Consider the following 19,533-nt stretch of genomic DNA (forward strand, 5'->3'; position numbering starts at 1 on the left):
CGCGCTCCCACAAGATGAGCACGAACCGTGTGGGAGCGGGTCTCTGCCCGCGAAGAGGCCCTCTGGAGGCACCAAAGAAATCACCGTCGAACGAGGTTCATCTTTTGCCGCCCCTCGGCCGGCGTCAGCACCCGTGCCCCGAGCCGGGTCAGAATCTCGCTGGCCCGTTCCACCAGTTGACCGTTGGTGGCCAGCACGCCTTTCTCCAGCCAGATGTTGTCTTCCAGCCCGACCCGCACGTTGCCGCCGAGCAGCACGGCCTGCGCGGCCATGGGCATCTGCATGCGGCCGATACCGAAGCCGGCCCACACCGCCTCCGCCGGCAGGTTGTCGACCATGGCCTTCATGGTGGTGGTATCGGCCGGCGCGCCCCAGGGGATGCCCAGGCACAGCTGGAACAGCGGATCGTGCAGCAGTCCTTCTTTGATCATCTGCTTGGCGAACCACAGGTGGCCGGTGTCGAAGATTTCCAGCTCCGCCTTCACCCCCAGCTCGGTGATGCGCCGGGCGCCTGCACGTAGTTGCTCGGGAGTGGATACGTAGATGCTGTTGCCGTCGCCGAAATTCAGAGTGCCGCAGTCCAGGGTGCAGATCTCCGGCAGCAGCGCTTCGACATGGGCCAGGCGCGCCAGGGGACCGATCAGGTCGGTGCCAGCACCGAAGGCCATCGGCGTTTCTCCGGGGCCGATTTCCAGGTCGCCGCCCATGCCGGCGGTGAGGTTGACGATGATGTCGATGTCCGCCTCGCGGATGCGCTCCATCACTTCCTGGTACAGCGCCACGTCGCGGCTGAAGCGGCCGGTCTGTGGGTCGCGTACGTGGCAGTGCACCACGGTGGCCCCGGCCTTGGCGGCTTCCACGGCCGCAGCAGCGATCTGCTTCGGTGTAACGGGAACGTGGGGGCTTTTGGCGGTGGTATCGCCAGCACCGGTCAAGGCGCAGGTGATGATGACGTCGTGGTTCATTGCAGTGGTCCTTATGGGTCTGTGCTGTGTGGCTGGTGCAGCGCGGTCTTGTCCATCTACGGTGGTGAACCCTTCGCGGGTAGAACCCGCTCCCACAGGTACGGCGCGGTCCTCCGTCTACGGTGGTGAGCCGTTCGCGGGTAGAACCCGCTCCCACAGGCGCCGCCGGCCGTTGTAGCAGCGGCGCGAGCCGCGTCGGCGGTATTCGCGGTGTTGCTGATGCAGCGCGGTCTTGTCCATCTTCGGTGGTGAACCGTTCGCGGGTAGAACCCGCTCCCACAGGTGCTGCTACAGGGTGCTCAGGAGGCGGGTTTGCCGTCGAAGGTGGTCACGCCCTGCAGCCAGCGCTGGCGGTCTTGCGGGTGGTCCTTGAGCCATTGTCGGGCCGAGTCGAAGGCGTCCTTGTGCTCCAGCAGCGGTTGCATCATTCGGCTCTCGTCTGCGGCCGTGAAGGTCAGGTTGCTCAGCAGCTTGTCCGCGTTCGGGCAGCGGCTGGCGTAGTCCGGCGCGGTCACCGTCCACACCGTGGCCATGCCTTCGTTCGGGCCCAGGGCGTCTTCGCTGCCGGTCAGGTAGGTCATGTCCTGGTTGACGTTCATCGGGTGCGGCGCCCAGCCGAAGAACACGATGGCCTCGTTGCGCTTCACCGCGCGAGTCACCGCCGACAGCATCCCGGCCTCGCTGGACTCCACCAGTTGAAAGTCACCCAGGCCGAAGCGGTTCCTGGCGATCATGTCCTTGATCTGGGTATTGGCGCCGGACCCCGGCTCGATGCCGTAGATCTTGCCGCCCAGCTCCTTCTTGAATCTGGCGATGTCGGCGAAGCTTTTCAGGCCCTTGTCGGCCAGGTAGGTCGGTACGGCCAGGGTGGCGCGGGCGTCCTTGAGGCTCGGTTGGTCGAGCACGCGCACCTGCTTCTGCTCCACGAAGGGCGTGATGGTCTGGGTCATCAGCGGATTCCAGTAGCCCAGGAACATGTCCAGGCGCTGGTCGCGAATGCCGGCGAAGATGATCTGCTGGGAAGCGCTGGTCTGTTTGACGTTGTAGCCCAGGTCTTCAAGCAGCACTTGGGTCATGGCGCTGGTGGCGATCACATCGGTCCAGTTGACCACGCCCAGGCGTACGTTCTTGCAACTGGCCGGTTCCGCGGCGCTGGCGGTGCCGGTCAACAGTGCGGTACCAGTAAGCATCAGCAGGCAGCAGCTGATCAGTCTGTTCATGATGGCTCCCTCACGCGGCAGTTCGAATTGTTATGGAGGCGGTGTCTACGCACCGTTTGCATAAGGTACGCAGCCTGCTGCGGGAAAAATCGCACTGCGGCGACCGGCGCTTGCACAGTGGCGACGTGCTGGGTATTAGTGGTGTTTCACAGAGGCCCTCTTCGCGGGCAGAGGGCTCGCCGTCCGCCCCGCGCCCACGGGATCGCGCCGCAGAAATCACAGAGCACGCCATGGCCCAAGACTTCCACTTTCTGCTGCTGCCCGGTTTCTCCGCACTGGGCTTCATCTCGGCGATCGAGCCGCTGCGGGTGGCGAACCGCTTTCGTGGCGAGCTGTATCGCTGGCAGGTGGTGAGCCTGGATGGCGGCGCGGTGCTGGCCAGCAATGGCATGTCGGTGAATGCCGACGGCGCGCTCGGGCCGCTGGCCAAAGGCGCGACATTGCTGGTGGTGGCGGGTTTCGAGCCATTGGCAACCTTCGATGGGGCGCTGCGCGACTGGCTGCGCCGGCTGGATCGCGAAGGGGTGACCCTGGGCGGCATCGACACCGGCAGCTTTGTCCTGGCCGAAGCGGGCCTGCTCGAGCGCCACCGGGTGGCGCTGCACTGGGAGGCTCTGGATGCCTTCCGCGAGTCCTATCCGGCACTGAGCGCCAGCCAGGAACTGTTCGAAACCGACAGCGCGCGCATCACCTGCGCCGGTGGTACCGCCTGCATCGATCTGATGCTCGATCTGATCGGCCAGGCCCACGGCAGCGAGCTGGCGATCCAGGTGTCGGAGCAATTCGTGGTCGGCCGCATCCGGCCGCGCAAGGACCATCAGCGAATGCAGATCGCCTCGCGCTACGGCATCGACAACAAGAAGCTGGTGCAAGTGATCGGCGAAATGGAACAGCACACCGAACCGCCGCTGAGCACGCTGCAACTGGCCGAGCTGGCCAAGGTCACGCGACGCCAGTTGGAGCGCCTGTTTCGGCTGCACCTGGATGACACGCCAAGCAATTTCTACCTGCGCCTGCGTCTGGAGAAAGCCCGGCAATTGCTGCGCCAGACGCCGATGAGCGTGCTGGAGGTGAGCATCGCCTGCGGTTTCGATTCACCGTCGTATTTCACCCGCAGCTATCGGGCGCGGTTCGCCCGCTGCCCGCGGGAAGATCGGCGCCGGTAAAGCCAATGCATATGTACCGTCCCTGCACGCCACGTGGCCGCTAACCTGCGCGCTCATTCATCGATAAAGGAATCATCGAAATGGGCAAGCAAATCATTGCATCGAGCCTGGTTACCGCAGCATTGCTGACCCTGGCCGGGCCTGCATCGGCCGCCTGGTACGACTGTCGCGTCATCGACAATCAGGCAACCGACGCCTGGAACAACACCCTGGTGGATCTGCCTGTAGAGGCCGACAGCCTGGCAGATGCCGAACGCAGGACACGCGCCTTCGTGGCGCAGGACGCCGACAACCCAACGGACATCAGCCTGGATTGCCGGGTGAACGAGGAGGAGTGACGGGCGCTTGAGCCCCCATGGTCACCGGGCCTTGAGCAATACCGCGCAGGCAGCCTTGTAGGCCTCGTGCTGGTACTTGTTCAAGCTGCCCGGCAGCTCGGCCAGCTTCTTGGCCTGGGCGCTGATGGTCTGCGGCGATACCAGCACCGCCTCGCAGCCTTCGAGCAGTTGCAGCACGCCTTCGATCTTGAAGGTGGTCGGCCCGCCGGCGAACTCGCCTTTCTTGCCGCGCTTCTTGATGGCGAGCATCTTCAACCCGTTATCGCTGATGAACGCTGCGACTTGCGTGCGGAACTGCCGCACGTTCGCGGCGATATCATCGTCTTCCAGGGCAATCTTCTTGACGGTGGCGGGCACATGCGCCAAATCGGCGTCAACGTATTCCACCACGGCGAAGATCGCTTCGCTGCCCTTGATCTCGATCCCGGCTATTTTCACGCTCACTCCAGGCCCACCGATTGCAGGAACTCGGAACGCTCGTCGCTCTTCTGCGCGCGGCAATCGTTCTGGGCGATTTCATAGGCCTTGGTGCCTTTGCCGGCATTGACCGTGTACACGTCGCAATCGGCATCGCGCGACCTGGTCCACAGGTCCTGGGCCGCCTTGAGCTTGTCGGTGAACGCCTTGAGCTCTGGCGAGCCCTTGGGGAACTGGGAGTTGATGCGGTCGAGCAGGTCGGTGTACGACTCGCTCATTTCGGTTTCCGATGTCTTGCGGTTGTAGGCCGAGCAATCGTAGCTCTGCTGATCGGTTTCCACGTTGTCGCACGGGGTGGGGCCATCGGACTCTTCGGCCTGGGCGGCGAAGGACAGCAGGGCAAGCATCAGCAGCGTGAATCTCATGAGGATCTACCTAACCCGTTGAACAGTGATGATTACCGGTGATTCTGTCTCAGGGGCGGGGTAAAGCATAGGGGCAGAGCGATGGCAGGCAGCATTTTTCATGGAGTGGCCGGGCACGGTTCCGTTTTGCGTCGGGCGTTGACGCTTTCGGCAATTCCCCTGTCGTTTTTGCATCCGGTCGCCGTGTCGCGCAGGCATATGCTGGCCCCATGAAGCGCCGGCATACGATTCGGCGCCTGACTTGCCTGATGGGGACCGCCTGATGAGCCCAGCCGAATTGCACGCCGACAGCATCGTTATCGACGGGCTGATCATTGCCAAATGGAACCGCGAGCTGTTCGAGGACATGCGCAAGGGCGGTCTGACCATGGCCAACTGCACGGTGTCGGTGTGGGAAGGCTTCCAGGCCACCGTCGACAGCATCTGCAAGAGCCAGAAGCTGATGCGCGAGAACAGCGACCTGGTGATGCCCGTGCGCACTACCGCCGACATTCGCAAGGCCAAGGAAATCGGCAAGACCGGCATCCTTTTCGGCTTCCAGAACGCCCATGCCTACGAGGACCAGATCGGCTACGTGGAAGTGTTCAAGCAGCTGGGCGTGGGCATCGTGCAGATGTGCTACAACACCCAGAACCTGGTCGGGACCGGCTGCTACGAGCGCGACGGTGGGCTGTCCGGGTTCGGCCGCGAAATCGTCGCCGAGATGAACCGCGTGGGCGTGATGTGCGACCTGTCCCACGTCGGCTCGAAAACCAGTGAAGAAGTCATTCTCGAATCCAAGAAGCCGGTGTGCTACTCCCACTGCCTGCCTTCGGGCCTCAAGGAGCACCCGCGCAACAAGTCCGACGAAGAGCTGAAGTTCATCGCCGACCATGGCGGTTTCGTTGGCGTGACCATGTTCGCGCCGTTCCTGGCCAAGGGCATCGATTCGACCATCGACGACTACGCCGAAGCCATCGAATACACCATGAACATCGTCGGCGAAGACGCCATCGGCATCGGTACCGACTTCACCCAGGGCCATGGCCAGGACTTCTTCGAATACCTGACCCACGACAAGGGCTACGCCCGCCGCCTGACCAGCTTCGGCAAGATCATCAACCCGCTGGGCATCCGCACCGTGGGTGAATTCCCCAACCTCACCGAAACCCTGCTCAAACGCGGCCACAGCGAACGCGTGGTGCGCAAGATCATGGGCGAGAACTGGGTCAACGTCCTCAAGGACGTTTGGGGCGAATAACGCCCGACCTGACACGCCGCATTTCTTATTCCAGCCGCTCACCCCTGTGGGAGCGGGCTCTGCCCGCGAACGCCGCAACCCGGTGTTTGCGCGTGGCAGCCAACTACTGATTCCGGAGTTCAAGCACATGGCCAAGATCGCCCCGCAACTGCCCATCGAAGTCGACAGCGAAACCGGCGTCTGGACTTCCGACGCCCTGCCGATGCTCTACGTGCCACGCCACTTCTTCGTCAACAACCACATGGGCATCGAGGAAGTGCTGGGCGCCGACGCCTATGCCGAGATCCTCTACAAGGCCGGCTACAAATCCGCCTGGCACTGGTGCGAGAAAGAAGCCGAATGCCATGGCCTGAAAGGCGTCGCGGTGTTCGAGCACTACATGAAGCGTCTGTCGCAGCGCGGCTGGGGGCTGTTCAAGATCCAGGACATCGATCTGGATAAAGGCACCTGCAGCGTCAAGCTGGAACACTCCTGCTTCGTCTACGTGTACGGCAAGGTCGGGCGCAAGGTCGACTACATGTTCACCGGCTGGTTCGCCGGGGCCATGGACCAGATTCTCGCCGCACGCGGCAGCAGCATTCGTACCGTCGCCGAGCAAGTCTACGGCGGCTCCGAAGAAGGTCACGAAGATGGCCTCTTCACCGTGAAACCGTTGTAAGTCGAGGAAGACGCCGCCATGGCTTTCGAAGCGATGTTCCAGCCGATCCAGATCGGCAAGCTGACGATCCGCAACCGCGTGCTCAGCACCGCGCACGCCGAGGTCTACGCCACCGACGGCGGCATGACCACCGATCGTTACGTCAAATACTACGAAGAGAAAGCAAAAGGCGGGATAGGCCTGGCCATTTGCGGCGGCTCCTCCAGCGTAGCCATCGACAGCCCTCAGGGCTGGTGGAAATCGGTGAACCTGGCCACCGACAAGATCATTCCGCACTTCCAGAACCTTGCCGATGCCATGCACAAGCATGGCGCAAAGATCATGATCCAGATCACCCACATGGGCCGTCGTTCGCGCTGGGACGGCGAGCACTGGCCGACGCTGATGTCGCCCTCGGGCATTCGCGAGCCGGTGCACCGCGCCACCTGCAAGACCATCGAGCCCGAAGAGATCTGGCGGGTGATCGGCAACTACGCCAGCGCTGCGGCGCGGGCCAAGGCCGGTGGCCTGGACGGCGTGGAACTGTCGGCGGTGCACCAGCACATGATCGACCAGTTCTGGAGCCCGCGGGTCAACAAGCGTACCGACGAGTGGGGCGGCAGCTTTGAAAACCGCATGCGCTTCGGCATCGAGGTGATCAAGGCCGTGCGCAAGGAAGTCGGCGACGACTTCTGCGTGGGCCTGCGCATCTGCGGCGACGAGTTCCATCCCGACGGCCTCAGCCATGAGGACATGAAGGAAATCGCCAAGTACTACAGCGATACCGGCATGCTCGATTTCCTCGGTGTGGTGGGCTCGGGTTGCGACACCCACAACACCCTGGCCAACGTCATCCCCAACATGAGCTATCCACCGGAGCCGTTCCTGCACCTGGCGGCCGGTATCAAGGAAGTGGTGAACATCCCGGTGCTGCACGCGCAGAACATCAAGGACCCGAACCAGGCCACGCGCATTCTGGAAGGCGGCTACGTGGACATGGTCGGCATGACCCGCGCGCACATCGCCGACCCGCACCTGATCGCCAAGATCAAGATGGGCCAGGTCGATCAGATCAAGCAGTGCGTGGGCGCCAACTACTGCATCGACCGGCAGTATCAAGGCCTGGACGTGCTGTGCATCCAGAACGCCGCCACGTCGCGGGAATACATGGGCGTGCCGCACATCATCGAAAAATCCACCGGCGTCAAGCGCAAGGTGGTGGTGGTCGGCGCCGGCCCGGCCGGCATGGAAGCGGCACGTGTGTCGGCCGAACGCGGCCACGACGTGACCCTGTTCGAGAAGAAGGAATTCATCGGCGGCCAGATCACCACGGCGTCCAAGGCGCCGCAGCGTGATCAGATCGCTGGCATCACCCGCTGGTTCCAGTTGGAGCTGGCACGCTTGAAAGTCGATCTGCGCCTGGGCACTGCCGCCGATGCCGACACCATCATGGACCTGCGCCCGGACATCGTCGTGCTGGCCGTGGGCGGTCATCCGTTTCTCGAGCAGGGCGAGCACTGGGGCGCCGCCGAGGGTCTGGTGGTCAGCAGCTGGGACGTGCTCGACGGCAAGGTCGCGCCGGGCAAGAACGTCCTGGTGTACGACACCATCTGCGAGTTCACCGGCATGTCGGTGGCCGACTTCCTGGCCGACAAGGGCTGCCAGGTCGAGATCGTCACCGACGACATCAAGCCGGGCGTGGCGATCGGCGGTACGTCGTTCCCCACCTACTACCGCAGCATGTACCCCAAGGAGGTGATCATGACCGGCGACCTCATGCTGGAAAAGGTCTACCGCGAAGGCGACAAGCTGGTGGCGGTGCTGGAGAACGAATACACCGGCGCCAAGGAAGAACGGGTGGTCGATCAGGTGGTGGTGGAGAACGGCGTGCGGCCCGACGAGAAGCTCTATTACGAACTCAAGCAGGGTTCGCGCAACAAGGGCCAGATGGACATCGACGCCCTGTTCGCGATCCAGCCGCAGCCGTCGTTGAGTACCTCGGGCGACGACTATCTGCTGTTTCGCATCGGCGACTGCGTGGCCCAGCGCAACACCCACGCCGCGATCTACGACGCGCTGCGCCTGTGCAAGGATTTTTGACGCCGTCCCAAGCTTGACGCCGATCTTGTGGGAGCGGGTCGGCCGGCGTTCCGGTCTGCCCGCGAATGGGGCACCGCGGAGTCCGCTTCGCGGGCAGACCGGAACGCCGGCCGACCCGCTCCCACACAGTCCGCTTCGGCTTCCCGTTATTGGGACCTCTTGGTCCGCAGGGGCTTCACCATGCTGAATACACTGCTTCCCATCCTGCTGTTCGCCGCCCTGGCCCTGGCCGTTCTGGGCGCCGTGCGGCGAATCAATATGTGGCGCCGCGGCCGGCCTTCACAGGTCGATCTGGTGGGCGGCCTGCTGGCCATGCCCAAGCGCTACATGGTCGACCTGCACCATGTGGTCGCCCGCGACAAGTACATCGCCAACACCCACGTGGCCACGGCCGGTGGCGCAGTGCTGGCGGCGGTGCTGGCGGTGCTGGTGCACGGCTTCGGCCTGCACAACCGCATTCTTGGCTACGCGCTGCTGTTGGCCACGGCGCTGATGTTCGTCGGGGCCTGCTTCGTCTACGCCCGCCGTCTCAACCCGCCCGCGCGCCTGTCCAAGGGCCCGTGGATGCGCCTGCCGAAAAGCCTGCTGATGTTCTCGGCGACCTTCTTCATCGCCACCTTGCCGGTGGCCGGTATCCTGCCGATGAACTTCGGCGGCTGGGTGCTGGCCGTGGTGCTGGGCATCGGCGTGGCCTGGGGCGTATCCGAGTTGTTTCTCGGGCTGACCTGGGGCGGGCCGATGAAGCACGCCTTCGCCGGCGCCTTGCACCTGGCCTGGCACCGCCGCGCCGAGCGCTTCGGCGGCGGTCGCTCGACCGGCCTGAAGCCGCTGGACCTGAACGACCCTACGGCACCGCTGGGTGTGGAAAAGCCCAAGGACTTCACCTGGAACCAGTTGCTGGGCTTCGATGCCTGCGTGCAGTGCGGTAAGTGCGAGGCCGCCTGCCCGGCGTTCGCCGCTGGCCAGCCGCTGAACCCCAAGAAGCTCATTCAGGACATGGTCGTGGGCCTGGCCGGTGGCACCGATGCCAGGTTCGCGGGCAGCCCGTACCCTGGCAAGGCCATCGGCGAGCACGGCGGCAATCCCCATCAGCCGATCGTCAACGGCCTGGTCGATGCCGACACGCTGTGGTCGTGCACCACCTGCCGCGCCTGTGTGGAAGAGTGCCCGATGATGATCGAGCACGTCGACGCCATCGTCGACATGCGCCGCCACCTGACGCTGGAAAAAGGCGCCACCCCCAACAAGGGCGCCGAAGTGCTGGACAACCTGATCGCCACCGACAACCCCGGCGGTTTCAACCCCGGCGGCCGCATGAACTGGGCCGCGGACCTGAATCTGCAGCTGCTCGGCGACAAGGAAAACGCCGACGTGCTGTTCTGGGTCGGTGACGGTGCCTTCGACATGCGCAACCAGCGCACCCTGCGCGCCTTCGTCAAAGTGCTGAAAGCCGCCAAGGTCGATTTCGCCGTACTGGGTCTCGAAGAACGCGACAGCGGCGACGTGGCACGGCGACTGGGCGACGAGGCGACCTTTCAACTGCTGGCCAAGCGCAATATCGGCACCTTGGGCAAGTACAGCTTCAAGCGCATCGTCACCTGCGACCCGCACAGCTTTCATGTCTTGAAGAACGAATACGGCGCCCTGGGCGGTCACTACGAAGTGCTGCACCACAGCACCTTCATGGCTGAGCTGGTCACTGCGGGCAAGCTCAAGCTCGGCCAGCACAAGGGGGGCAGCGTCACCTACCACGACCCGTGCTACCTGGGCCGCTATAACGGCGAGTACCAGGCGCCGCGCGACGTGCTCAAGGCCTTGGGCATCGAGGTCAGGGAAATGCAGCGCTCGGGCTTCCGTTCCCGTTGCTGCGGCGGCGGCGGCGGCGCGCCGATCACCGACATTCCCGGCAAGCAGCGGATCCCCGATATGCGCATGGAAGACATTCGCGAGACTCAGGCCGAACTGGTCGCCGTCGGCTGCCCGCAATGCACGGCCATGCTCGAAGGCGTGGTCGAACCCCGACCCTTGATCAAGGACATCGCCGAGCTGGTGGCCGAGGCATTGCAGGAAGAGCCTGTCGCGCCAGTAAAGCCGGTTCCGGCCAAGCGTGAAGTCGCTGAGGAGATGAGCTGATGAGCGACATTATTCGCCGCGACCCGCGGGCCGAGTGGATCGCCCGCAACCGTCTGCACCCGTTGCACAGTGCGATGCAGCCACAGGCCAGCGCCTGGATGGGACCCAATGGGGTGATGCGCAAGAACCCCCATGGCATCGGTTTCCTCGGTCCCAACGGCGTCAAGCGAATCGATCGCAGCGGTGCTCAACAGGGCGGTGGCAGCAAGCGCTCGGCGACGACGACCGTGCAACTGCCGCTGCATCAAGTAGCGGCGCCCGCGTTCTATGTTGCAGTGGTACCGGACATGGTCGGCGGTCGCCTGAGCAGTCACGATCGCGATCTGCTGGGCCTGGCCCATCGACTCGCCGCAGAGGGCGGTGCGGTACTGGCCATCGTTTTCGGCGAGCACAAGGAAACTTCCTTCGACACAGCCGGCGTGGATCGCTTGCTGGTACTCGATGGCAACGAATTCGAAGGCTATGCACCCGAGCAGCGCATTCAGGGCCTGCAGGCGGTGGATAATCAGTTTTCCCCCCGTCACTGGCTGCTGCCGGACAGCCGCACTGGCGGTGGCGAACTGGGACGGCGTTTTGCCGCTCGTCTGGGTGAGCGCCCCGCGACGCGGGTATGGCAGGTCAAGGACGGCCAGTGCGTCAGCCGTGCCGGTGCCGGCCAGCAGGACATTGCCCGGCCGCTGCCGCGCTTGATGCTGGCTGCCGCCGAATGCGCCGAGCCTGTGGATGAAACCCGTCACGAAGTGCTGCCGGTGACGTTGTCCACCGCCGTGGCGCGCAGCCTGCCGCGCATCGAGGACTTGGGTGCCGTGGCGGTCGACCCTGCGGCAATCCCCATGGCTGAATCGGAATTCATCTTTTCAGGCGGCAACGGGGTGAAGGATTGGGAACTGTTTCATCGCACCGCCCAGGCGCTGGGGGCGACCGAAGGGGCTTCGCGGGTAGCGGTGGACGACGGCTTCATGCTTCGCGATCGGCAGGTGGGCGCCAGTGGTACCTGGGTCACCGCGCGGGTCTATGTGGCCGTGGGTATTTCCGGTGCGATCCAGCATTTGCAGGGCATCGGCGGCTGCGACAAGGTCATCGCCATCAACCTGGACCCCGGCTGCGACATGATCAAGCGCGCGGACCTGTCGGTGATCGGCGACAGCCAGGCGATCATGCTGGCCTTGATCGACGCCATCCAGGCCTATCGCAACCCGGCCAAACGCGACGCTGCCTGAGGCACGACTCGATGAGAGAGGCTCAATCATGAACACCAAGGTCATCAGTCTGGTTTCCATCGGCGCCCACCCGACTTCCGGCCGGCCTCGGCGCGCCGACCAGGACTCCCGCGCCGTGGAGCTGGGCCTGCAATTGGCGGGCGACGACTTGCAGGTGCTGCATGCCGGTGACGTCGCCGAGCCGGCCCTGCGCGCCTATCTGGGCATGGGCCTGCAACAGTTGCACGTGCTCGAGCAGCCGCAGGGCGCCGATGCGCTTCCGGTACTGTGCGACTACCTGCAAGGCGCTGGCGCCCAACTGGTCTTGACCGGGACCCAGGCCGAAACCGGTGAAGGTTCGGGCATGTTGCCGTTTCTGTTGGCCGAAAAGCTCGGCTGGCCGATGATCGTGGGTTTGGCGGAGGTGGAGTCCATCGACAACGGGGTGGCGCAGGTGCTGCAGGCTTTGCCCCGTGGTCAGCGACGTCGGTTGAGCGTGCGCCTGCCCTTGCTGGCCACGGTCGACAACGCTGCGCCCAAACCCCGGCAAAGCGCCTATGGGCCTGCTCAACGGGGTAGGCTGGCGGTCGATGAGGTAGAGGTGATCAACGACGAGTTGTTCGACAGCGCCGAACTGCAACCGGCCAAGCCCCGGCCCAAACGGCTCAAGGTGATCAAGGCCAAGAGCGGCGCCGACCGCATGAAAGCCGCCACGGCCAAGGCCAGCGGCGGCGGGGGGCAGGTGCTCAAGGGCCTGAGCGCCGAGGAGGGCGCGCAGGCGGTGCTCAAGGCGTTGATCGAGGAAGGTGTGGTGCGTTGAAATCATCGCGCGTTGCTGCAGTGCCGACGCGCCGACCCCGGACGCGGCTCTCCAGGTACACCGCATGCACCGCCTACGCGGCTCGCGCCGCTGCTACAGAAACACCGCGATCCCTGTAGCAGCGGCGCAAGCCGCGTCCGGCCCTAACGCGGGCTTCCAAGTACACCGCATGCACCGCCGACGCGGTTTTCCAGATACACCGCATGCACCGTCGACGCGGCTCGCGCCGCTGCTACGGAAACACGCCAAGGCCGTACTGTCGCCGCGTCTACATCGGTTGGTAAAGGCGTATCAAGAGCTGGGTAAATGAAGGTTCCAGCACGCGATTGCCATGGCCGCTCAGATGGTCGGCATCGGCGAACAGCGGCTGTGCGTCCATGTCATACGCCAAGCACGTTGCGCCCGGGCAAAGGATCGGCAACGGGTCCCAGATTTTCAACGCCGGGTATTCACGGGCCAATACCGTCAGCAGATGCATCTGCGGCGCACGCAGCTGCACTACCCGATCACGCTCCACCGTCAATCCAGGTGCGCACACAGGGTTCATGCGGTTGAACACATCGGAGCAACGGTTCGCCGGTGCCTTGAACACCGGTGCCGGCGCGTCGATCAGCACCGTCAGCCCAGCCGCCTGGAGAGGCGCGAGCACGGCGTCGGCGGCAGCGCGAGCCTCCTGTGCCTGTTGCGCGGTGCGCTCGCCGAGCGCTTGGGCGAAGACCGCCTCCTCATCGCCCTGCCAATCGCGTCCCGTCAGTTCCGGCATGCGCAAGGACGCCAGAAACACCACATCCCCAGGCTTGGCACGGGCTCGAATATCGGCCAGCGCGGCATTTCGCCAGGCGCCGCAGGCTGGCGGATCGGCCGCCAGCAGACTCACCACCGCGCAGCCGCCGCGTTCGTATTCCACCACCTCGATGCCCAAGCGCAGCGAGACGATATTCAACATCGTGCGGTAGGCAGCGGTGTGCGAGTCGCCCAGCGCGAACAGCTGACGCCCTTGCAGGGCAGGGTCCTCGACCGTTTGGATGGGTTCGCGGGGGTAGTGCTTGTAGGCGTGCCAGGTGTAGCTGTCGGCAACCGTGCTCAACGACAGGCGTTCGGTATTGTCCACCGCCCACATGGCGGCCCAAGCGGACAGACCTACGGCCAGCAGGGCCGCGCCAAGGGTCAGGCTGGCACGACGTTGAAACACACTGCGGCCACGGCGTATGGGTTGTTCGATCCAGTGGTAGGAAGCGGCAGCCAGACCCAGCACGACCAGCGGGTACAGCATCTGCACGAACAGTGTCTCCAGACCCACGGTCCAGCGCAGGAACACCGCCACAGGCCAGTGCCACAGGTACAGCGAATAGGACAGGCGCCCGACATAGGTCATCGGCCATGCGCTCAAGGCTCGGTGCAACAAGCCAGGCCGCCCGCCGCCAGCGAGCACGATGCCCGCGATGGCCAGCGCAGTTCCTGCCACAGTGACCAGCGCCCAGGGGAAGGGAAAGCCGCGCACAGGTGTCCACACAAACCCTGCCATCAGCAGCCCCAGCCCGGCGCCCAGCAGACCCAATGGCCATGTTGCCTCGCGTCGACCACCGGTCGTGTTGCTCAACATCTGAAACAACAGCGCTCCGGCCGCCAGCTCCCAGAACCGGCTGGGCAACAGGTAGAACGCCGACAGTGGTGCAGCCTGGGTCTGCAGCGCGCACCACAGCAGCGACGCCAGGGTCAGCAGTGGCAACGCGATCCGTGCCAGCAGGTGCGTGGCGTGGTAGCGCAGCCAGCAGAAAAACAGCACCGGGAAGATCACGTAGAACTGCTCTTCCACGCCCAGCGACCAAGTGTGCAGGTAGGGATTGAATTCGGCGCTGGGAGAGAAATACGTGTTGCTCTGCCAGGCCAGGGTGAAGTTGCTGACGCCCAGGAACGCGGTCAGGCCGGTGTCAGCGTTGTGGGTACTGAGCCACACCGGCGGTACCAACAGGGCGGACAGCATCACGCTGACCAGCAGCACCACCAACAGCGCCGGGAGGATACGCAAGGCCCGTCTGCGGTAGAAGTCCAGCAGGTAGGCATGCAAAGCCCGGTCACCTCGTTCGGCCAGGGACTGGCTGATGACGTAACCGGAAATGACGAAGAACATGTCCACACCGGTAAAGCCCCCCGGAAGGAAGCCGAGGAACTCGATGTGGAAGATGATGACCGCCAGAACGGCGATGGCGCGCAGGCCATCGATGCCAGCGGTGTAATGTGTACGAGCGGTGTATGACATGAGCCAGCTTTTTATAATTGTTGGCAGGCGACCCTAAAGCAGACACCGACTACAACACCAGTTGGCGCCTTTTCAAGATATGTCCTTACTGCACTCGCTCCAGCAAAATGCCAAAGCCGGACGGATGTCTACATATGTACAACAGTGGCGCGACGATGCATGTAACCTTCGCGCATTTCGAAACCAGGAGCCAGGATGGAGGCCATCCCTTCGAGGTTGTCGACGGTGGAATTGAGCTTGTTGGCCATGCTTTGCAGGGAAGGTCCGTGGCTCAGGCCCTTATTGGTGAGATGTCCGGGATAGGCATTCCCTCGCCAGTTGGCCTCGCTGACTTCGTCCAACTGATACATCAGTTCTTCGATGGTCGTCATCACGCCATAGATCATTTCATCGATCTTGGCGCTGTCCTTGCTACCTTGCGCTGCTCGAATCGCCTGTTGTCCGATACGAGCGAAGTCGGGAATCTGCTTGAGTACCTTGCCGCCTGGTACGAAAGCACCCACCACGCCTTTCCCAACCTCTTCGCCGAGTTTCTGCAGCTTGTGATTGTCTACCTTGCCTTTGTCGAAATCGTAAGGGATGACAGCTTTTGCCGTGCTCTTGAGCTTGGCAACAATCTGGCCGTCAATGCTGCCTTCCCGCGCCTCGGCTTTGTCTAACAGGCTGCTGGCCTTGAAGGCGCCCGAACGAATGTTGATTGTTTTGGGTACGCCAACCTTGGTCCCGACGTAGTCAACAGCCGCGCTTGTCGCTTTGCTGGCTACAGTGCCAGCAGCAAATGCTGCCACTGGAGCCCCAGGGCCCAGCACAGGCAGCGTCACGGCAAGGGTACCCGCCCCTGCGGCAAAACTGCTTACGCTCGACGCTACTGCCGAAACAGTCTGCATAGCTACTTTGGCAGTGGCCGCCTGTGCCAGAGCGCTGGCATCGGAGCTGTTGCGAAAGGCCGCATGCTGGGCGTTGATGTTTTCGTTGACGATGTTGATGGATTGATTGAACCGGGCGATGCGTTGATTGACCGTGCGATCCAGCTTTTGCTTGCGTGTTTTATAATCTTCGCGGCTCTCACCTTCGAGCTGATATTTTCCTTTTTGCAGGCCCATGATGTCAACGAAGGTCACAGGGTTATTGCCCACCATGCAATAGAGGTTCAGCCCATCGCTGTCTCCCGCTGGGTCCGGATTGATCCAACGCATGAGCCATGGAGCGTAGTAGCGCATTCCATAGTAATAGAGCCCACTCGCGTCGCGCTCTTTGCCGCAATAGCGAATGGTCTTGTAGCTGGCCTCCAGCTCGCTGCGTCCCGCGCGACAGGCGGTGCCACCGAAGGGGTAGTATTCTTCCCGGCTGATCAACTGGGCCAGTCCATCGACCTCCAGCGTGGCGCAGCCCAGATGATTACCGAGGCTGTAACGCAGTTGGTCATTGTCCAGCTGGGCTGGCTTGCCGGCATGCCAATGCAGCAGGCGAACGCCACTAAGCCCTGCCTGAGCGACAACAACGTGCAACCGTTCGCCAGTACGGCTATCGGTGCGGATCTCAAGTCCGGGCAGGTAGCGCACCTCGCTACTGTGCGCTCCCTGGCGGGTTCGTACGCTTGAGATTTTGCGCAGGCGGTTGCCAGAGGCATCGTAGAAATAGCATTCATGATCGTTGTCTGCTGCGTCGCGCCTTACGGTGGTTACCCGGTGCAGTTGATCGCGCAAGTCCCAGGTAGCGTCTTGGCCTCGCACCCATTGAAGCAGGTTGCCATTACCGTCGAACGCCTCTGCCAACTGTGCCTCATCGGGCAGCTCGCTGTTGTATTCAGGTAGTGAGCGATTGCTGTGCTGGGCCACCGCGAAGCGTCGGGTATGGCTCTGCTGGCCATTGACGTGGCGCAACTCGCGTAGATTGCTGGCCTCATCGTACTTGTAGCTTTGGGTGTAGTTGAGCCACTGACTGCTGTCGGCCATCAATGGCTGAAGTTCAGGCAGCCCTGGGCCTTGCCCGCCGGCTGCAGCCGTCTCGCGCCCGGTCGCTTCGATCAGTTGATACAAGGAATCGTACGCGTAGCGGTTGATTGGCGCTGTGCGCTGATTGGCAAAGTAGCCAACGGACTGAGAGGAGTCGGTGATGACAAGCACGTTGCCGACGGGATCATATTCGTAGCTCAGGTCTTGAAGTACCGTCCCGTCTTGCCGAGTGGTTATCTGGCGCGTCAGGTTTTGGCTTGTACTCGAATACGTGCTCCGGGTGATCATGCCATTGCCCAGTGCCTGAGTAACGGAGCGGCCTGCGGCGTCGTAGTCGACAGAGAGCAATAGAGTTTTGCGCACACCTGTGGCACTCAACAGATGGGCGCTGGACTGCAAACCGTTGAGGTTACAGGTGAAGGTTTGTTGATTGCCCATCGCGTCCACGTTCGCGGTCACACTACCGCAAGCGTCGTAGGCACTGGTGCTGAGGTACCCGGAACCCGGCTCCAGAAGAGCGTCGCGAGCGTGGCTGCCAGCAGGCCAGTCAGGCAGCGCTTGCGCTGCAAGATACCGGCGAGTACTGCGCATTGTTTGACCTGTGATGCTCAGCCCCTGAGCGAAGAGGCTGCCGACGTCGTCGTCCTGGCGAGTCAGGCCTCCACATAGATTGAGTGCAGCGCTCTCGGCGTTCGCCCCCGCATACGTCAGACGCTGACGGGTGCGCGTCTGGCCGTCGCTGTCCTGTTCCTCCACCGCCACCAGCCGAGCGAACTCGTCATAGTGACTGGTCACCCGAATTGCTCGACTGTCCCAGCTTTGTCGAGGCTGTCCCAAGCTGTCTTGTAGCGACACTCTCCAGCCGGAATCTACGCATTTCTGTCTCAGGAGTACGCCAGACAAACTGAAGCAGTTGCGCTGGTTCGGGGTTTCACTGAGCCCAGCTTCGAAATGGCTGAACTGGCGCGGGTCCCATTGTGCAATCGACCGACCGGCAACGTCGTGCCACTGGACGTTGATACGTGCCTGAGCCGCAGTACCCGTTTCGGTGCGGCAATAGGCGATGTCGCGAACAGGCAGTCCCCGGGAGTCTGATACCACGAGTACAGGAGTCTTGCCATGGATGGCGAACGGGCTAGAGAAACGTTGGAGGAGCGGCATATTGTCCTGCTTGTGATCGGATGAATTTCCTTGTTTATGTCCGATCAGGCGAAGGCGGGTCCACGTGGGGAAGTCGTAGCGCCGGTGTAGACAATTGCGGGGTAGATCGCCCTCGTTGGTCGCTCGTCGCAGCGGCCCGGTGGAGTCCGCTGCGTTGGAGGTAGGGTGTGTCAGCTCATCATTCGTGCACAGCTACACCCTTGAGATAGGCCGCAGGCTCCGCCCCCAGGTTGCTCAGCAGGCGCTCGCTGTACCAGTCGATGAAGTTCACCACGCCGAACTCGTAGGTTTTCGAATACGGGCCTGGCTGGTAGGCGGTGGAGTTGATGCCACGCTGGTTTTCCTCGGCCAGGCGACGGTCCTGGTCGTTGGTGGCGTCCCACACCTGGCGCATGCGCGCAACGTCGTAGTCCACGCCTTCCACGGCATCCTTGTGCACCAGCCACTTGGTGGTGACCAAGGTTTCCTGGGCGCTGATCGGCCACACCGTGAAGACGATGATGTGGTCACCCATGCAGTGGTTCCAGGAGTGCGGCAGGTGCAGGATGCGCATCGAGCCCAGGTCCGGGTTCTTGATGCGGCCCATCAGTTTCTTGCAGCCGACCTGGCCGTCCATCGTCATCGACAGCGTGCCCTTGAGCAGCGGCATGCGCACGATGCGGTTGCGCAGGCCGTGACTGGCGTGGGCGTAGGGGATCTTCTCGGCATCCCAGGCAGCGGCCGAAGCAGCCACGTGGTCCTTGAAGGCCTGGTCGGCGCGTGGATCGGTGACGTCGTCCCATTCCAGCAGGGTTTTGAGCAATTCAGGGTGGGAGCCGCCGCAGTGGTAGCACTCGCGGTTGTTCTCCAGCACCAGTTTCCAGTTGGCCTTTTCCAGCAGATCGGTCTGCACCGCGACCTTGGTGTTTTCCATGTCGTACGGTTCCATGTAATGGTTCAGCGTACTGAGGAAGTTGTCGATCGCAGGCGGGTTCTCGGCCAGGCTGATGAAGATGTAGCCGCCGGACGTCTTCACATGCACGGGCTTGAGGCCGTACTGCTTCATGTCGAAATCGGCGCCCATCTCGGTGCCGGCGAACAGCAGGCGGCCATCCAGTTCGTAGGTCCATTGATGGTAGTGGCAGACCAGTTTGGCCACCTTGCCCTTTTCCTTGGTGCACAGGCGTGAACCGCGGTGGCGGCAGACGTTGTGAAAGGCGTGCACGACGCCTTCGGCGCCACGCACCAGGATGATCGGATTGCTGCCGATCTGCAGCGTGAGGTAGTTGCCCTTGGCCGGGATTTCGCACGTCATGCCTGCGATCAGCCACTCCTTGTTGAAGATCTCCTGCATGTCGATCTGGAACAGGCGCTCGTCGTTGTAGAACGGCTGTGGCAGCGAGAAGGTGCGCTCGCGCTCCTGCAGCATCTGGGCGGTGGCCTTGCGTGCGGGTTCCAGTGGATCGCCCAGGCTCAGGGTAGTGGTGGCATCCATCGTGTTGATCCTCATGGCCATGC

Annotated in this window: 15 protein-coding genes; 8 read left to right on the forward strand and 7 right to left on the reverse strand. The window is 63.0% G+C overall.

What is annotated here, in order from left to right; genetic code table 11:
• Positions 1 to 80: 80 nt before the first annotated feature.
• Together cdhC and choX are read right to left on the reverse strand one after the other, a co-directional pair.
• Positions 81 to 965 carry a 3-dehydrocarnitine:acetyl-CoA trimethylamine transferase CdhC gene (gene cdhC, locus ABMD26_RS13045; RefSeq protein ID WP_134721966.1) on the reverse strand — a complete coding sequence of 295 codons (885 nt, stop codon included), beginning with the start codon at positions 963 to 965 and terminating at the stop codon, positions 81 to 83.
• A 299-nt stretch (positions 966 to 1,264) separates the two neighbouring features.
• Positions 1,265 to 2,185 carry a choline ABC transporter substrate-binding protein gene (choX, locus tag ABMD26_RS13050; protein WP_049861393.1) on the reverse strand — a complete coding sequence of 307 codons (921 nt, stop codon included), beginning with the start codon at positions 2,183 to 2,185 and terminating at the stop codon, positions 1,265 to 1,267.
• 230 nt (positions 2,186 to 2,415) lie between these two features.
• Between choX and ABMD26_RS13055 the strand changes: the two genes are divergently transcribed.
• Together ABMD26_RS13055 and ABMD26_RS13060 are read left to right on the forward strand one after the other, a co-directional pair.
• Positions 2,416 to 3,351 (forward strand): GlxA family transcriptional regulator, encoded by a 936-nt coding sequence (locus ABMD26_RS13055; protein ID WP_502948317.1) that lies wholly within the window; start codon positions 2,416 to 2,418, stop codon positions 3,349 to 3,351.
• A gap of 80 nt (positions 3,352 to 3,431) precedes the next feature.
• Positions 3,432 to 3,689 carry a hypothetical protein gene (locus ABMD26_RS13060; RefSeq protein ID WP_122742894.1) on the forward strand — a complete coding sequence of 86 codons (258 nt, stop codon included), beginning with the start codon at positions 3,432 to 3,434 and terminating at the stop codon, positions 3,687 to 3,689.
• Positions 3,690 to 3,710: 21 nt separating this feature from the next.
• Here ABMD26_RS13060 and ABMD26_RS13065 read toward each other — a convergent pair whose 3' ends face one another.
• Entirely contained in the window at positions 3,711 to 4,127 is a 417-nt protein-coding gene (locus ABMD26_RS13065) for a DUF3010 family protein (RefSeq protein WP_354309941.1), read from the reverse strand.
• 2 nt (positions 4,128 to 4,129) lie between these two features.
• Positions 4,130 to 4,531: a lysozyme inhibitor LprI family protein gene (locus ABMD26_RS13070; protein WP_049861389.1), complete on the reverse strand. Its 402-nt coding sequence runs from the start codon at positions 4,529 to 4,531 to the stop codon at positions 4,130 to 4,132.
• A gap of 262 nt (positions 4,532 to 4,793) precedes the next feature.
• Between ABMD26_RS13070 and ABMD26_RS13075 the strand changes: the two genes are divergently transcribed.
• The 6 genes from ABMD26_RS13075 to etfB all read left to right on the forward strand — a co-directional run bounded on the left by ABMD26_RS13075 (position 4,794) and on the right by etfB (position 12,660).
• On the forward strand, positions 4,794 to 5,771 hold the full coding sequence (locus tag ABMD26_RS13075; RefSeq protein WP_049861388.1) for a dipeptidase: 978 nt from the start codon (positions 4,794 to 4,796) through the stop codon (positions 5,769 to 5,771).
• A 127-nt stretch (positions 5,772 to 5,898) separates the two neighbouring features.
• Complete coding sequence (locus tag ABMD26_RS13080) at positions 5,899 to 6,429, forward strand: DUF5943 domain-containing protein (protein ID WP_134721962.1); 531 nt, start codon at positions 5,899 to 5,901, stop codon at positions 6,427 to 6,429.
• Between the two features lie 18 nt (positions 6,430 to 6,447).
• Positions 6,448 to 8,508, forward strand: a complete 2,061-nt coding sequence (gene dgcA, locus ABMD26_RS13085; protein ID WP_134721961.1) for a dimethylglycine demethylation protein DgcA — start codon at positions 6,448 to 6,450, stop codon at positions 8,506 to 8,508.
• Positions 8,509 to 8,688: 180 nt separating this feature from the next.
• Complete coding sequence (gene dgcB, locus ABMD26_RS13090; RefSeq protein WP_354309944.1) at positions 8,689 to 10,641, forward strand: dimethylglycine demethylation protein DgcB; 1,953 nt, start codon at positions 8,689 to 8,691, stop codon at positions 10,639 to 10,641.
• The gene (etfA, locus tag ABMD26_RS13095) at positions 10,641 to 11,861 is read left to right on the forward strand and encodes an electron transfer flavoprotein subunit alpha (RefSeq protein WP_354309946.1); all 1,221 of its coding nucleotides are present in this window, start codon (positions 10,641 to 10,643) and stop codon (positions 11,859 to 11,861) included. Before dgcB ends, etfA begins: the two co-directional genes overlap by 1 nt.
• A 28-nt stretch (positions 11,862 to 11,889) precedes the next feature.
• Entirely contained in the window at positions 11,890 to 12,660 is a 771-nt protein-coding gene (etfB, locus tag ABMD26_RS13100; RefSeq protein ID WP_049861383.1) for an electron transfer flavoprotein subunit beta, read from the forward strand.
• Positions 12,661 to 12,928: 268 nt separating this feature from the next.
• On the opposite strand, the gene ABMD26_RS13105 is transcribed toward etfB, so the two are convergent.
• The 3 genes from ABMD26_RS13105 to gbca form a co-directional block, all read right to left on the reverse strand.
• Entirely contained in the window at positions 12,929 to 14,920 is a 1,992-nt protein-coding gene (locus ABMD26_RS13105; RefSeq protein WP_354309949.1) for an acyltransferase family protein, read from the reverse strand.
• 128 nt (positions 14,921 to 15,048) lie between these two features.
• Positions 15,049 to 18,036, reverse strand: coding sequence for an RHS repeat domain-containing protein (locus ABMD26_RS13110; protein WP_354309951.1), 2,988 nt, complete (start codon positions 18,034 to 18,036; stop codon positions 15,049 to 15,051).
• 178 nt (positions 18,037 to 18,214) lie between these two features.
• Positions 18,215 to 19,510 (reverse strand): glycine betaine monooxygenase oxygenase subunit, encoded by a 1,296-nt coding sequence (gene gbca, locus ABMD26_RS13115; RefSeq protein ID WP_049861378.1) that lies wholly within the window; start codon positions 19,508 to 19,510, stop codon positions 18,215 to 18,217.
• Positions 19,511 to 19,533 lie beyond the last annotated feature (23 nt).

This window comes from Pseudomonas sp. PvP001 (assembly GCF_040546375.1).
Taxonomy (GTDB): domain Bacteria; phylum Pseudomonadota; class Gammaproteobacteria; order Pseudomonadales; family Pseudomonadaceae; genus Aquipseudomonas; species Aquipseudomonas coleopterorum.

Coding starts and splice junctions, on each gene's coding strand:
- etfB (WP_049861383.1), top strand. CDS start 11,890: ATGAACACCAAGGTCATCAGTCTGGTTTCCATCGGCGCCCACCCGACT.
- cdhC (WP_134721966.1), bottom strand. CDS start 965: ATGAACCACGACGTCATCATCACCTGCGCCTTGACCGGTGCTGGCGAT.
- choX (WP_049861393.1), bottom strand. CDS start 2,185: ATGAACAGACTGATCAGCTGCTGCCTGCTGATGCTTACTGGTACCGCA.
- ABMD26_RS13080 (WP_134721962.1), top strand. CDS start 5,899: ATGGCCAAGATCGCCCCGCAACTGCCCATCGAAGTCGACAGCGAAACC.
- ABMD26_RS13075 (WP_049861388.1), top strand. CDS start 4,794: ATGAGCCCAGCCGAATTGCACGCCGACAGCATCGTTATCGACGGGCTG.
- dgcA (WP_134721961.1), top strand. CDS start 6,448: ATGGCTTTCGAAGCGATGTTCCAGCCGATCCAGATCGGCAAGCTGACG.
- ABMD26_RS13070 (WP_049861389.1), bottom strand. CDS start 4,531: ATGAGATTCACGCTGCTGATGCTTGCCCTGCTGTCCTTCGCCGCCCAG.
- gbca (WP_049861378.1), bottom strand. CDS start 19,510: ATGGATGCCACCACTACCCTGAGCCTGGGCGATCCACTGGAACCCGCA.
- ABMD26_RS13055 (WP_502948317.1), top strand. CDS start 2,416: ATGGCCCAAGACTTCCACTTTCTGCTGCTGCCCGGTTTCTCCGCACTG.
- etfA (WP_354309946.1), top strand. CDS start 10,641: ATGAGCGACATTATTCGCCGCGACCCGCGGGCCGAGTGGATCGCCCGC.
- dgcB (WP_354309944.1), top strand. CDS start 8,689: ATGCTGAATACACTGCTTCCCATCCTGCTGTTCGCCGCCCTGGCCCTG.
- ABMD26_RS13105 (WP_354309949.1), bottom strand. CDS start 14,920: ATGTCATACACCGCTCGTACACATTACACCGCTGGCATCGATGGCCTG.
- ABMD26_RS13060 (WP_122742894.1), top strand. CDS start 3,432: ATGGGCAAGCAAATCATTGCATCGAGCCTGGTTACCGCAGCATTGCTG.
- ABMD26_RS13110 (WP_354309951.1), bottom strand. CDS start 18,036: ATGCCGCTCCTCCAACGTTTCTCTAGCCCGTTCGCCATCCATGGCAAG.